A 12,799-nucleotide genomic window follows, 5' to 3' on the forward strand; every position below is an offset into this window, starting at 1 on the left:
GGCGGGTATGAACCACGATTACCACCGGCTCGCAGAACGTAGGCACCACGCCCCGCACGACGTGCTTGGGGCACACGAAAACGGAGACGGAACCACCACCATTCGCACGGTTCAGTGCGGGGCGGAGTCCGTCGCCGTGCGCATCAACGGCGGCGAGCCGGTGCAGATGGCGGCGGCCGAAGAATACCCGGCGCTATTCACCGCAACCGTGGATTACTTCGTAGACACCTACGTCTTCGAAGTCACCTGGGCCGGCGGCACCACCGCCACCCTGGAAGACCCCTACCGCCGCCTGCCGACCGTCGGCGACCTCGACCGCTACCTCATCGGCGAAGGCCGCCACGAGGAGCTGTGGAAGGTTCTCGGCGCGCATGTAGTGGACGGTGGCGTGGCCTTTTCCGTGTGGGCGCCGCATGCTGCGGGTGTTTCCGTGATCGGCGACTTCAACGGCTGGAACGCTAACCAGCACCCCATGCGCGCGCTGGGTAGCAGCGGCATCTGGGAGCTGTGGATCCCCAGCGTGGGCGCCGGGGCGCACTACAAGTTCTCCATCACCACCGGCGACGGCGTGCGCCTGGACAAGGCCGACCCGATGGCGCGCCTGGCCGAGCCCGCCCCCGCGACCGCCTCCATCGTCGTAGCGGACAGCGACTACGCCTGGGGCGACGACGAGTGGCTGGCCCACCGCGCCGCCGTGGGCGTGGACGAGACCATGAGCATCTACGAAATGCACCTGGGTAGCTGGCGCAAGGGTCGCAACTACCGGGAGCTGGCCGGGGAGCTGGTGGAGTACGTACAGAAGTTGGGCTACACCCACGTAGAGCTTATGGGTGTTTCCGAGCACCCCTTCGAGCCCTCCTGGGGCTACCAGGTGACCAGCTACTACGCGCCGAACAACCGCTACGGCGGCCCGGACGATCTGCGCTATCTGATCGATTCGCTGCACCGCGCAGGCATCGGCGTGATCATGGACTGGGTTCCGGGCCACTTCCCCAAGGACGGCTGGGCTCTGGGCCGCTTCGACGGCGAGGCCTGCTACGAGCACCCGGATCCGCGCCGCGGCGAGCAGCCGGACTGGGGCACCTACGTGTTCGACTTCGGCCGCAACGAGGTGCGCAACTTCCTGGTGGCCAACGCTTTGTACTGGTGCAAGGAGTTCCACATCGACGGCCTGCGCGTGGACGCTGTGGCCTCGATGCTGTACCTGGACTACTCCCGCGATGACTGGCTGCCGAACCAGTACGGCGGGCGCGAGAACCTCGATGCGGTGGAATTCCTGAAGGAAATGAACGCCACCGTGCACCGCGAGTGCCCGGGCTCGCTGACTATCGCCGAAGAGTCGACCTCTTGGCCGGGCGTGACTGCCCCCACCAGCGAAGGCGGCCTGGGGTTCAGCCTGAAGTGGAACATGGGCTGGATGCACGACAGCCTGGAATACATCCAGCGCGACCCGGCCTACCGCAGCTACCACCACAACGAGATCACGTTCTCGATGGTCTACGCCTACTCCGAGAAGTACGTGCTGCCGATCAGCCACGACGAGGTCGTGCACGGCAAGGGAACCCTGTGGTCGCGCATGCCCGCCAGTTCCGCTTGGGATAAGGCGGCGATGGTGCGCAGCTACCTGGCGTTCATGTGGGCGCACCCGGGAAAGAAGTTGCTCTTCCAGGGCCAGGAATGGGGCCAGACCGAGGAGTGGAACGAGTCCCGCGGCCTAGACTGGCACAACCTCGAAGGCTGGGAAGGCGAGTTTCACCGCGGCATCAGCGCCCTGACCAGCCAGCTGAACAAGCTCTATCACTCCGAGCCCGCTCTGGGGCAGGACCACGCGCCGGAGGGCTTCCAATGGATCGCCAGCGACGACTCGGCGAATAACGTTCTTTCCTTTATTCGACGCCACCGTGGGCGCGAGCTGGCGTGTGTAATTAACTTCTCGGGCACCACCCAGGAGAACTACCGCATCGGCCTGCCGCAGGCCGGTACGTGGCGCGAGGTGCTAAACACCGACGACGTGCAGTACGAGGGCGCCGGGCGCGTGAATGGCAACCTACACACGGAGCCCACCGGCTCCCACGGCATGGACGCCTCCGCTGTGCTGCAGATCCCGGCGCACACCGCGCGCTGGTTCGTGCTAGAGAGCTAAGCCCGGCTCAGCTCTCGCGGCCGGAGCATCTTGGGCCGACCCGGCCCAGCTCCCGAGCCTGGGCGGGTGTGGCGCCTAGAACAGTGCCGAGGCCATGCGGGTGCGGCCCGCGATGACCTCCGGATCCGCCGGGTCGAACAGGCTGAACAGCTCCAGCAGACGAGCCTTCGCCTGCTTCTTGTGATCTGCGCTGCCCTCGGCGGACGGGCGCAGCTCCTCAATCAGTAGGTCGAAGGCCTTAGGCTTGTCGCCCGCCAGCAGCAGGCGGTCGGATTCCGCGAACTCGTCCCCACCCGTGGACAGGCGCTGCATCAGCAGCGCATTGGCACGCGCCGCGCGAGCCTCCCCTACGAGCTCTTCATCGGCCTGTGCGGGGTTGGCAAGGATGGCGTCATACTCCGCAACTGCACCTGCGTAGTCCTCCGCCTCGAGCTTCTCGGCGGCGGCAGCCAGGCGCGGGTCACCCGCATCCTGGTTCGCGTCAGCACCATCCGAGTCGGCGCCTGCGCCACCGCCGGCCGCATTAGCCGGGTCTTCCTCCGGAGCCAGGCCGCGCAGCTTGCCGTCTACGGCCTGCACCACAGCATCTACCCAGCCGTGCAGCTGCGCGGCGGGCTGGCCGCCCTCGAAGTTGGTCAGCGGGCGACCGGCGGCCAGCGCGATGACGGTAGGGATTGCCTGCACGCCGAAGGCCTGAGCGACCTCTGGGGTGGCGTCGACATCCACGTAACGGAAGAGCCACTTGGTCGGCGCCTGCTGGGACTCAGCCAGCTTGGTGAAGTCCTTGCGCATCTGCTCAGAGGCTTCCGAGCGTGCGGAGCCCAACAGCGTAACTACCGGCACCTGAGTGGAACGAACCACAAGGTCCAACTCGAAGTTCTCCGGGGTAATGGTACTTACGAAAGCTACGGAAGCTCCGGTGCCTCCTGCGCCGGTTCCGCCTGCCGCGCCAGTACCTCCAGCGGCGGCACCAGCGCCAGCCGCTCCCGCCTGGGCGGCGCGGGCCTGCGCCTGCGCTCGCTGCTCAGCCTGCTGCTTTACCGCACCCAGGTCCACTGCCCCGGCCACGAAGCGGGACGGAGGAGTATTAGAAGGATTCGTCACCTTTAAAGTGTCCTTTCTTACTTGCCCTCCCACGCGCTGACCGCGCGGGAGTAATTAATCGCCTGTTGAGGGCTAAAACCGACAAAGAGCGCTGAGTCTTCTAGAAAAGCCGCAGCTCCGAGGAGTCGGTTCCTCGCATTGCTTCATAGTCCAGGGTAACGCAACGAAAACCACGGTCCTCTGCCAGTGTGCGAGCCTGCGGCTTGATCTCCTGGGCGGCAAACACGCCCGTGACGGGAGCCAGCAGCTCGTCCCGGTTAAGTAGCTCCACATAGCGGGTCAGCTGCTCCACACCGTCGATGCCACCGCGGCGCTTGATCTCCACGGCCACCGTCGCGCCTGTCGAGTCCTTAGACAGAATATCCACCGGGCCGATAGCCGTCGGGTATTCGCGGCGGATCAAAGAGTACCCCTCGCCCAAGATCTCAATCTGCTCAGCCAGCAGCTCCTGCAGGTGTGCCTCCACGCCATCCTTCACCAGGCCTGGGTCCTCCCCGAGGTCGTGCTCCGTATCGGAGTAGATCTCGAAAATCTGGATCCGCAGCTGCTCCCCCTTTGGATTCGTGACGATCCACAACTGCTCGACCCCCTCATTTCCAAGCTCCGAATACTCCGTAGGGGCGTCATCAGCATCAAAAGAGCTAGCCTCGACGACCTCGAGGGAACACGGCGGCATCATCCAATTGAGCGGCTTATACGCACGATCGTCGGCGTGGATAGAGACCGAACCATCGGCCTTCACCAAGATCAGACGGTCGGCGGGCGGCAGGTGGGCCTCCAGGCGTCCGACGTAATCGACACAGCAGCGGGCAATGACTAAGCGCATGGTTGTTCAGCCTACGCTACGCAAGCCGGCGACGACTCAATGACGGGGTATGCGGCGTTCCGAAGGGGCGGATTCCAGCCAAGACACCAACGCGGTATCCCCTGCACTATCCAGGGCGATCTCCCAATGCGTCTTGCGGTGAACCACCTCGACGATGTGCACGTCGTCCTCCAAGAAGGCGGACTCCCGCGGGGTGATCTCGCGGCGAGAAACAATTGCGGTGCCCAGGCGCGTAAGCACTACATCCGAGGCGGGGCGCAGGCTACGCAGCTTGTAGAACTTGGCGGATTGGCCCGAATACTTCAAAATCCCGTGGCGCCAGTGCCTGCCATCAGAATTTGGCAGGCGCCGGACGACCACGGGATACCCCTGGGAACGCAGCGCAAAAAAGCGCCACACAACGGCGATGACGACGAACAGCGCCACCGCCGCAAGAAAATACAACAACCACGCCATATACCTAACTTACAGGCATGAAGTGGGTTTCGAAAAAGCAAAACGGGCCCCACCGTGAAAACAGTGGAACCCGTTTGTCGGGAAGTTTAAAGCTAGATAGCTCTTAAGCTTCCATACGCTTCACAGCGCGCAACTCGGACTCTGCGACGGCCTTGTCGTGCTCAGTCTCTGCAGACTGCTTGCGGGACTCGGCATCCGCAACGTTGACCTCGCTGGCCCACGTTGCAGAATCCGCCAGAATGGTGATCTTCTTGGAGGACACGGACAGGAACCCGCCCTGCACCGCGGCCACCAGCTTCTCACCGGTGTTCGTCCGAATGGTAACGACGCCGTTCTCGACCAGCTGGCCGAGCAGAGGCTCGTGACCAGGGAGCACGCCGATCTCGCCCTCAGTGGTCTGCGCGGTAACGGACGTTGCGGTACCAACCCACAGCGGACGTTCCACGGAGACCAGTTGTGCGGCAATCTCAGCCATGTGCTTAACCCCTTACTTTTCGGTCATCTTCTTGTAAGCAGCCTCGACATCGTCCAGGCCACCCAGACCGTTGAAGGCCTGCTCCGGGTAAGCGTCGAACTCGCCGTCGCAGATGCGCTCGAAGGCGTCGATCGTGTCGGCCAGCGGCACGTAGGAGCCCGGGATACCGGTGAACTTCTCCGCAACGAAGAAGTTCTGGCCCAGGAAGCGCTCCAGGCGACGTGCACGCTGAACGGTGATCTTATCCTCTTCCGAGAGCTCGTCCATACCCAGGATGGCGATGATGTCCTGCAGCTCCTTGTTCTTCTGCAGGATGTGGATCACGCGCTGGGCAACCTCGTAGTGACGCTCGCCGACGATACCCGGCTCGAGGATACGAGAGGTAGAGGTCAGCGGGTTCACTGCGGGGTAAATACCCTTCGAGGCGATGGAACGATCCAGCTCGGTCGTCGCATCCAGGTGGGCGAAGGTCGTAGCCGGTGCCGGGTCGGTGTAGTCATCGGCCGGCACGTAAACGGCCTGCAGGGAGGTAATGGAACGACCCTTGGTCGAGGTAATACGCTCCTGCAGAACACCCATCTCGTCAGCCAGGGTGGGCTGGTAGCCCACGGCAGAAGGCATACGACCCAGCAGGGTCGAAACCTCAGAACCGGCCTGGGTGAAACGGAAGATGTTGTCGATGAACAGCAGCACGTCCTGGTTCTGAACATCGCGGAAGTACTCCGCCATGGTCAGACCGGACAGAGCCACGCGCATACGGACTCCCGGCGGCTCGTCCATCTGGCCGAACACAAGCGCGGTATCCTGCAGCACGCCCATCTCTTCCATTTCCAGGAAGAGGTCGGTGCCCTCACGGGTACGCTCACCAACACCGGCGAACACGGAGGTACCGGAGAACTCGCGGGCAATACGGGTAATCATCTCCTGGATGAGAACCGTCTTACCCACACCTGCACCACCGAACAGGCCGATCTTGCCGCCCTTCACGTACGGGGTCAGCAGGTCGATGACCTTAATACCGGTCTCCAGGATCTCGGTCTTGCCCTCGAGCTGGTCGAATGCCGGCGGCTCGCGGTGGATGCCCCACTGCTCGCCGTCGCGGCCCAGGCCCGGCTCGTCCAGGCAGTCGCCCAGAGCGTTGAAGACGTGGCCCTTCACGACGTCGCCGACCGGTACGGAGATCGGCTTGCCGGTGTCGGTAACCTCAGCGCCACGGATCAGGCCGTCGGTCGGTGCCATGGACACGGCGCGCACGAGGTTGTCCCCGAGGTGCTGTGCAACCTCCAGGGTGATGGTCTTTGCCACTGCCTCGAGGTCAACCTCGACGGTCAGGGCGTTGAACAGTGCTGGCTGCTGGCCGCGCGGAAACTCCACGTCGACGACCGGGCCGATAACTCGCACGACGCGGCCCGCAACAGCCGATTCAGCGGGCTGCTGAATCTTGTTTGCTGTAGTCATACTTAATCACTTTCTCCGCTATCGGCGAGCGCGGATGCGCCACCGACGATCTCTGTAATTTCCTGGGTAATCTGGGCCTGACGAGCCTGGTTGGCAACTCGGGAAAGCTGCTTGACCAGGTCGGTCGCATTGTCGGTTGCGGCGCTCATCGCGGTACGACGCGCTGCGGATTCCGACGCCGCAGACTCCAGCATTGCTGCGAAGATGCCTCGGGAGACATACTGCGGCAGCAAAGCCTTCAACAGGGTGTCTGGGTCGGGCTCGAAGTCGTAGTCGGCGGAAACCTGGTCAACCTTGTCGGAGACCAGATCCTCGCCGAGCTCGAACTTCTCTTCCTCAACCACAGTCTCGATCGGCAACAGTCGGTGTGCCTCTGGCTTCTGGCTCAGCATGGACTCGAAGCGGGTGTACACGATGTGCACCTCGTCGAATCCCTGTACAGCCTGCCCCTCTTCCGCGTTGAGGCCCTCGCGCCACTTAGCGGTTCCTTCGGAACCGGCGACGAAGCCGTCAATCAGGTGGCGGCGCACATCGTGGGTAGCCGCGTAGTCGGGGTCCTGAGAGTAGCCCGACCAGGCACCTGCGATGTCCTCGCCACGGAAGTTGTAGTAGGAGATGCCCTTGTTACCAGAGACGTACAGAACAACGTCCTTGCCTTCGTTCTCCAGGCGCTTGCGCAGCTCTGCAGTCTTTTTGAAGACGTTGTTGTTGTAGCCACCGCACATGCCACGGTCACTTGAAACCACGAGGATTGCGGCGCGGGAAGCATCCGTCGGCTCCTGCAGGATCTTGTGATCCAGGGTGCTGGCGGAGGCCAGGCGCTGAACCACGCGGGTGATTTCATCCGCGTAAGGCTCCGCATCGTCAACACGTGCCTGAGCCTTCGTGATCCTCGAGGTGGCGATGAGCTCCTGGGCCTTCGTGATCTTCTTAGTCGAGTTCACGGACTTGATGCGTGTCCTCAGTTCGCGAAGACTAGCCATAACTATCGCCTCCCTTCTGTTTCATTAATGGTCTTGGTGGTCACTGTGCTCACTTACCTTCCGCGCCTACTGGGTTTTGCGGGAGACAGTGATCTGAGACTTGGTGACCTCGTCGTCGCCAAGCGGGCGAGCTTCCGGCTCGTTGATGACGGGGGTGCCGTCGGTGGTCTGGAAGCCCTGCTTGAAGTCCTGGACTGCGCCAGCCAGCTCGGCCTTGGACTCGTCGCTGAACGGGGTGCCACCCTTGATCTGCTCGAACACGCCACCGTGGGAAGCGTGCAGGTTCTCCAGCAGCTCGGACTCGAAGCGGCGAACGTCCTCAACCGGAACGTCGTCGAACTCGCCCTCGCCTGCCAGGTAGATGGAAACCATCTGGTCCTCGACGGACTGCGGCTCGGTCTCCTTCTGCTTCAGCAGCTCGACCAGGCGCTTACCGCGCTCCAGCTGTGCCTTGGAAGCCGGGTCCAGGTCGGATGCGAAGGCAGCGAATGCCTCCAGGTCGCGGTATGCGGCCAGGTCCAGACGCAGGGAGCCGGACACCTTCTTCATGCCCTTGGTCTGTGCGGCACCACCAACACGGGAGACGGACACACCAACGTTGATAGCCGGTCGGACACCCTGGTTGAACAGATCGGACTCCAGGAATACCTGACCGTCGGTAATGGAAATAACGTTGGTCGGAATGAAGGCAGATACGTCGTTTGCCTTGGTCTCAATGATCGGCAGTGCCGTCAGGGAACCGCCGCCCAGCTCGTCGTTCAGCTTCGCTGCGCGCTCCAGCAGACGGGAGTGCAGGTAGAAGACGTCACCGGGGTAAGCCTCGCGGCCCGGCGGACGACGCAGCAGCAGGGAGATCGCACGGTAAGCCTCAGCCTGCTTGGTCAGATCATCGTAGATAACCAGGACGTGCTTGCCCTGGTACATCCAGTGCTGGCCCAGTGCGGCGCCGGTGAACGGTGCCAGCCACTTGAAGCCGGCGGAGTCGGATGCCGGTGCTGCCACGATGGTGGTGTACTCCAGCGCGCCGTGATCTTCCAGGGTCTTACGGATCGAAGCGATCGTGGAACCCTTCTGACCAACCGCAACGTAGATGCAGCGAACCTGCTGCTTCGGGTCGCCGGTTGCCCAGTTGTCGCGCTGGTTCAGGATGGTATCGATGCAGACCGAGGTCTTACCGGTCTTGCGGTCGCCAATGATCAGCTGACGCTGACCACGGCCAATCGGGGTCATTGCGTCGATAGCCTTGATGCCGGTCTGCATCGGCTCCTCGACGGGCTGACGCATCAGAACGGAGGGCGCCTGGAGCTCGAGGGCACGTTCTTCCTCGGACTCGATGTCGCCCAGGCCGTCGATGGCCTGACCCAGTGGGTTGATAACGCGGCCGAGGAACTTCTCCCCAACCGGAATGGACAGGACCTCGCCGGTCCTCTTGACCTCGTCGCCCTCCTTGAGGGTCTCGAAGTTACCCAGGATCACGACGCCGACGCTGTCGGTGTCGAGGTTCTGTGCGACGCCAATCACGCCGCCTGGGAACTCGAGTAGCTCGTTAGCCATCACAGAGGGCATGCCGCTTACCTGGGCAATACCGTCTGCAGCCGCCGTGACCACGCCGACCTCCTCACGGGAGGCCTCCGGGGAGTAGCTCGAGGTGTAGTTCGCAATCGCGCTACGGATCTCATCGGAGGAGATCGTCAGCTCCGCCATGTTCTTCCTGCTCTCGGTTTCGTCTTCCAGCATCTATTTTCTTGCTTGGTCTTTGTCGGTTCCTTGGGGCGCCTTTTTATGACGCCCTAAGCGATCGACGCGCGGAGGCGCCGCAGGTTACCTGCAGTGCTGCCGTCGATAATTTCGTGTCCGACGCGGATCACGGCACCGCCGAGGAGGCTGGTATCAACCTCGGAGTGGACCGCAATCTTGCGACCGTAAATCTTTTCCAGCTTGTCCGACAGAGTCGACTTCTGCTGTTCACCCAGGGCAGCTGCGGCACGGACACGCGCTACGGTGCGCCCCTCCAGTGCAGCTACCTCGTCAACCAACGAGTCAAGTTCCTCGACTGGACGCTGGCGCAAACGGCCAATTGCCTGCAGCGCCAGTGCCTCGGTCGTGGAAGTGACCTTGCCATACAGGACCTTTGCCAGCAGGTCGCGGCGAGCATCCGGGGATGCGGCGCGGTCGGCCAGCTTCAGCTCCAGCTCCGGCTCACGTTCGATGATGCGAGCCAGCTGGAACAGTTCGTCTTCAACGCGGTCCTGCTGACCTTGAGCGTCGGCGGCGCGCAGCAGGGCCAGGCGGCCCAGCTTCACCAGTCCGTCGCGCAGGTCGCGAGTGTTGGACCACGACTGGGATACAGCAGCAGACACGATTTCTTCCGTCGAGGCAGATACCTTGCCGCCGAACAGGCTCTTGGCCAGTTCCACGCGGGTGTTGGCATCCCTCGCCGGGTCGATCAGCGCGACACGCAGGCCGCGGTCACTGTCGAGCAGCTCGACAACGTCGAACAGCTCGGTGCCGGTGGTTACACCGGTGCCCACTTTGTCGGAGGTCTCGTTAAGACCCTGATCCAGGGTCTGCTCGAGGCGCTCAATTGCCTCTCGGCTCGCTGCGTGCATACCGATCACTTCCCGGATGCGCCGACGTTGTCCAGTCCGGCGAGGAAGTTATCGATGGTGCCCGAGCGCTTCACGTCGTCCGACAGCTGCTCGCCCAACAGGCGCTCAGCCAAGTTGATGGAGTTTTCACCCATCTCCTTGCGCAGGTCGGTGACAACGGCGGAACGCTGTGCCTCGAGCTGCTTGTGGCCCGACTCGACGATACGGTTGGACTCTTCGGTTGCCTGAGCCTTCATGTCCGCGATGATCTTCTGCCCCTGAGAACGGGCGTCATCACGAATCTGCGCAGCCTCAGTGCGTGCCTCAGCAAGCTGAGCGTTGTACTTCTCCAAGGCAGCCTTAGCCTCTGCCTGAGCGGACTCGGCGCGCCGAATGCCGCCCTCGATCTGGTCCTCGCGCTGATTCAGCACTTCCTGGAACTTCGGAAGCACGAACTTCCAGAAGACAAACAGGATGACTGCAAAAGGAATGATGGACCAGACGATGTCGTACAGCGGAGGAAGCAGCGGGTTTACCGACTCCTCCATCGGCAGCTTCTCAGCTGCTAACAAAAAGGTGTTCGTCATAGTCTCCAGCTTTCGATTCTGGTGCGGTGGTTAGAAAGTGCTCTTAACGAGCGGCCAATCGCACTGAAATTAGAACAGGAAGCCGGCGACGAAGCCGATCAGAGCCAGTGCCTCGGCGAAAGCGATACCCAGGAACATGGTGGTGCGCAGCTGGCCGGCCATCTCGGGCTGGCGAGCCATTGCCTCAGCGGTCTTACCTGCAACGTTACCCACACCGATAGCGGAGCCGATAGCAGCCAGGCCGTAGCCGATGGTGCCGAAGCCCTGGAACTTGGTGGTGGTGTCCTGCGCGATGAGGAAGATGTCGTTCATTTGGTTTCCATTACCTTTCTGAGAACCAGCCGGTTGCAGCTTTTCTTTTGTCGTTGTCCGGCTTGGTCATTTGAGTACTTAAAAAGGGGCGAATTAGTGCTCGTCTGCGTGGAGGGACAGCTCGATGTACACGGCGGTCAGCAGGGAGAAGATGTATGCCTGCAGGAAGATCACCATGAGCTCGAACAGGGTGAAGGCGATCGCGAAGAGGATCGTGCCGCCAGCAGCCACAGTCCAACCGCTCATCTGCCAGAAGAAGAAGTTCGTGGCACTGAACAGCATGACGAGGATGATGTGTCCAGCCAACATATTCGCCATAAGACGAATCGTCAGCGTTACCGGACGGAGGACGAATGTGGAGAATGCCTCAATCGGCGCCACGATAAAGTGGAGCCAAGAGGGCAAACCAGGAATGATCAGCGAGGACTTGATGTACTTGCCGAAGCCATAGCGCTTCACACCCGCGTAGATGAATGCGATATACGCGACAACAGCCAGCACCAGTGGCAGACCCACTCGAGCGCTGGCTGAAATGTTCATGAACGGAATGATCGTCGACATGTTGACGGCAAGAACAGTGAAGAAGATAGCGGCGATGATCGGCAGGAACCGGCGCCCCTCCTTCTTGCCCAAGATATCCTCCGCGATGTGAATCCGAACGAAGTCCAAGAAGTACTCAGCAACGTTCTGCACGCCGCTCGGAATCAGCTTCGGCTTCCGCATTGCAAAGAAGAAGAATGCGGAAACCAGAAGAATCATCACAATACGGATGACCATGAGGCGGTCGAGCGCGAAGGCTCCACCAGCAAACTCACTGAACCACAGCTGGTTGCTATCCACTTGCCCCGGGAAGAATTCGTGTTCCAATGAAGGTACGTGAAACTCGCCCTTCATGGCCAAGGTTGTTACGCTCAGCGTTCTCTCCCGTGATTGGGCCGCAAGATTGCACAGAATCACTGCGGTGCGATGGAGGTCTCTTTTCGAAGAGTTAGGCCGACGCTGAGGGACTCCGTCGCACGTCCCTACATAATCAGCCGGTGCCGTATCTACTGTTCACACATACGTGTGCCAATAAATGGCCCGATAGAACAATATCAGCTTTATCTCGCGAATCGCTAAGTGAAACACGTTGCGGTCCCCCCCACTTGGTCGTGGTTTTCAACGTTTTTGGTTCCAGAATCATTTGTATGTGTTTAGGCCTACCTCCGCTTCCCTCCCCGCTGCACTTACCCCAGCTCGCTACTGACAGTTGTCGCCTCTCCGCGTGAGGGCGTCATCTCTCTGCGCGCAAGCAGTGCCACCCGTAGCGCCACAACAAACAAAGAGCCCCGGCCTGCATTGGCTATGCAAACCGGGGCGTGGATTCGGGCACTAGCACTAGATGCCGTTAGCCTCGCTAGCTGATGTAAAGCTTCTGGGTGCGAGTAACTGCCAGCGTCTCGATGGCCAGTACGGCGACCATGCTCAAGATCACGGTTACGGCCAGCGCTGCGGTGTCGTAGAAAGTCTTGTCCTTCAGGAAGAACAGAATGCCCAGCAGCACCGCCGCCTTAACCAGCCAGCTGCCCAGGATCAAGCCCATCGTCATCGAGGGCGAAGTGTTGGAACTAAACAGCACGATCACTACCGTCAGCAGCATAAATCCGCCGCCGACCAGCCACCCAATACCTGCTCCCCACAGCCCCTCGGTGCCGCTGATAAGACCCCACACCAACAGGGAAAGCGCACCCAGCACCACCAGCGCCAGCGCTCCGGAACGCATGGCAGCCTTCAGCGGGCCGACGTGGTCGCTGGCTTGGGATACGTCGTTCAGCTCGGGCAGCTCTTTAGCGCCCGCAGCACCGTTGTTCTCAGTCGCCTCAGTCAT

13 protein-coding genes are annotated in these 12,799 nt (G+C 61.7%); 1 reads left to right on the top strand and 12 read right to left on the bottom strand.

What is annotated here, in order from left to right; all coding sequences use genetic code 11:
* Positions 1–7: 7 nt before the first annotated feature.
* Positions 8–2,143, top strand: a complete 2,136-nt coding sequence (glgB, locus tag JQ46_RS03810; protein WP_034985581.1) for a 1,4-alpha-glucan branching protein GlgB — start codon at positions 8–10, stop codon at positions 2,141–2,143.
* Between the two features lie 75 nt (positions 2,144–2,218).
* On the opposite strand, the gene JQ46_RS03815 is transcribed toward glgB, so the two are convergent.
* From JQ46_RS03815 to JQ46_RS03870, 12 genes are all read right to left on the bottom strand, one after another.
* Positions 2,219–3,247: a tetratricopeptide repeat protein gene (locus JQ46_RS03815; RefSeq protein ID WP_034985583.1), complete on the bottom strand. Its 1,029-nt coding sequence runs from the start codon at positions 3,245–3,247 to the stop codon at positions 2,219–2,221.
* A gap of 100 nt (positions 3,248–3,347) precedes the next feature.
* Positions 3,348–4,073 (bottom strand): endonuclease NucS, encoded by a 726-nt coding sequence (gene nucS, locus JQ46_RS03820; RefSeq protein WP_034985584.1) that lies wholly within the window; start codon positions 4,071–4,073, stop codon positions 3,348–3,350.
* A gap of 36 nt (positions 4,074–4,109) precedes the next feature.
* On the bottom strand, positions 4,110–4,529 hold the full coding sequence (locus JQ46_RS03825; protein ID WP_034985585.1) for a DUF2550 domain-containing protein: 420 nt from the start codon (positions 4,527–4,529) through the stop codon (positions 4,110–4,112).
* A 103-nt stretch (positions 4,530–4,632) separates the two neighbouring features.
* Complete coding sequence (locus JQ46_RS03830) at positions 4,633–5,004, bottom strand: F0F1 ATP synthase subunit epsilon (protein WP_034985587.1); 372 nt, start codon at positions 5,002–5,004, stop codon at positions 4,633–4,635.
* A gap of 12 nt (positions 5,005–5,016) precedes the next feature.
* Positions 5,017–6,462, bottom strand: a complete 1,446-nt coding sequence (gene atpD, locus JQ46_RS03835) for a F0F1 ATP synthase subunit beta (RefSeq protein WP_034985588.1) — start codon at positions 6,460–6,462, stop codon at positions 5,017–5,019.
* 2 nt (positions 6,463–6,464) lie between these two features.
* Positions 6,465–7,445, bottom strand: a complete 981-nt coding sequence (locus JQ46_RS03840; RefSeq protein ID WP_034985590.1) for a F0F1 ATP synthase subunit gamma — start codon at positions 7,443–7,445, stop codon at positions 6,465–6,467.
* A gap of 66 nt (positions 7,446–7,511) precedes the next feature.
* Positions 7,512–9,149: a F0F1 ATP synthase subunit alpha gene (gene atpA, locus JQ46_RS03845; protein WP_034985862.1), complete on the bottom strand. Its 1,638-nt coding sequence runs from the start codon at positions 9,147–9,149 to the stop codon at positions 7,512–7,514.
* Between the two features lie 86 nt (positions 9,150–9,235).
* Positions 9,236–10,054: a F0F1 ATP synthase subunit delta gene (locus JQ46_RS03850; RefSeq protein ID WP_034985591.1), complete on the bottom strand. Its 819-nt coding sequence runs from the start codon at positions 10,052–10,054 to the stop codon at positions 9,236–9,238.
* Positions 10,055–10,059: 5 nt separating this feature from the next.
* Positions 10,060–10,620: a F0F1 ATP synthase subunit B gene (locus tag JQ46_RS03855; RefSeq protein WP_034985593.1), complete on the bottom strand. Its 561-nt coding sequence runs from the start codon at positions 10,618–10,620 to the stop codon at positions 10,060–10,062.
* Between the two features lie 69 nt (positions 10,621–10,689).
* Positions 10,690–10,932 (bottom strand): ATP synthase F0 subunit C, encoded by a 243-nt coding sequence (locus JQ46_RS03860; protein WP_005292984.1) that lies wholly within the window; start codon positions 10,930–10,932, stop codon positions 10,690–10,692.
* Positions 10,933–11,025: 93 nt separating this feature from the next.
* Positions 11,026–11,826 carry a F0F1 ATP synthase subunit A gene (atpB, locus tag JQ46_RS03865; protein WP_034985596.1) on the bottom strand — a complete coding sequence of 267 codons (801 nt, stop codon included), beginning with the start codon at positions 11,824–11,826 and terminating at the stop codon, positions 11,026–11,028.
* Positions 11,827–12,328: 502 nt separating this feature from the next.
* Positions 12,329–12,799 (bottom strand): hypothetical protein, encoded by a 471-nt coding sequence (locus JQ46_RS03870; protein ID WP_049049868.1) that lies wholly within the window; start codon positions 12,797–12,799, stop codon positions 12,329–12,331.

This window comes from Corynebacterium jeikeium (assembly GCF_000738175.1).
Lineage (GTDB): Bacteria > Actinomycetota > Actinomycetes > Mycobacteriales > Mycobacteriaceae > Corynebacterium > Corynebacterium jeikeium_C.

Bases quoted from the DNA above. Each gene is read 5' to 3' on its own strand.
- glgB (WP_034985581.1), top strand. From the start codon at position 8: ATGAACCACGATTACCACCGGCTCGCAGAACGTAGGCACCACGCCCCG.
- nucS (WP_034985584.1), bottom strand. From the start codon at position 4,073: ATGCGCTTAGTCATTGCCCGCTGCTGTGTCGATTACGTCGGACGCCTG.
- JQ46_RS03825 (WP_034985585.1), bottom strand. From the start codon at position 4,529: ATGGCGTGGTTGTTGTATTTTCTTGCGGCGGTGGCGCTGTTCGTCGTC.
- JQ46_RS03830 (WP_034985587.1), bottom strand. From the start codon at position 5,004: ATGGCTGAGATTGCCGCACAACTGGTCTCCGTGGAACGTCCGCTGTGG.
- atpD (WP_034985588.1), bottom strand. From the start codon at position 6,462: ATGACTACAGCAAACAAGATTCAGCAGCCCGCTGAATCGGCTGTTGCG.
- JQ46_RS03840 (WP_034985590.1), bottom strand. From the start codon at position 7,445: ATGGCTAGTCTTCGCGAACTGAGGACACGCATCAAGTCCGTGAACTCG.
- atpA (WP_034985862.1), bottom strand. From the start codon at position 9,149: ATGGCGGAGCTGACGATCTCCTCCGATGAGATCCGTAGCGCGATTGCG.
- JQ46_RS03850 (WP_034985591.1), bottom strand. From the start codon at position 10,054: ATGCACGCAGCGAGCCGAGAGGCAATTGAGCGCCTCGAGCAGACCCTG.
- JQ46_RS03855 (WP_034985593.1), bottom strand. From the start codon at position 10,620: ATGACGAACACCTTTTTGTTAGCAGCTGAGAAGCTGCCGATGGAGGAG.
- JQ46_RS03860 (WP_005292984.1), bottom strand. From the start codon at position 10,932: ATGAACGACATCTTCCTCATCGCGCAGGACACCACCACCAAGTTCCAG.
- atpB (WP_034985596.1), bottom strand. From the start codon at position 11,826: ATGAAGGGCGAGTTTCACGTACCTTCATTGGAACACGAATTCTTCCCG.
- JQ46_RS03870 (WP_049049868.1), bottom strand. From the start codon at position 12,799: ATGACTGAGGCGACTGAGAACAACGGTGCTGCGGGCGCTAAAGAGCTG.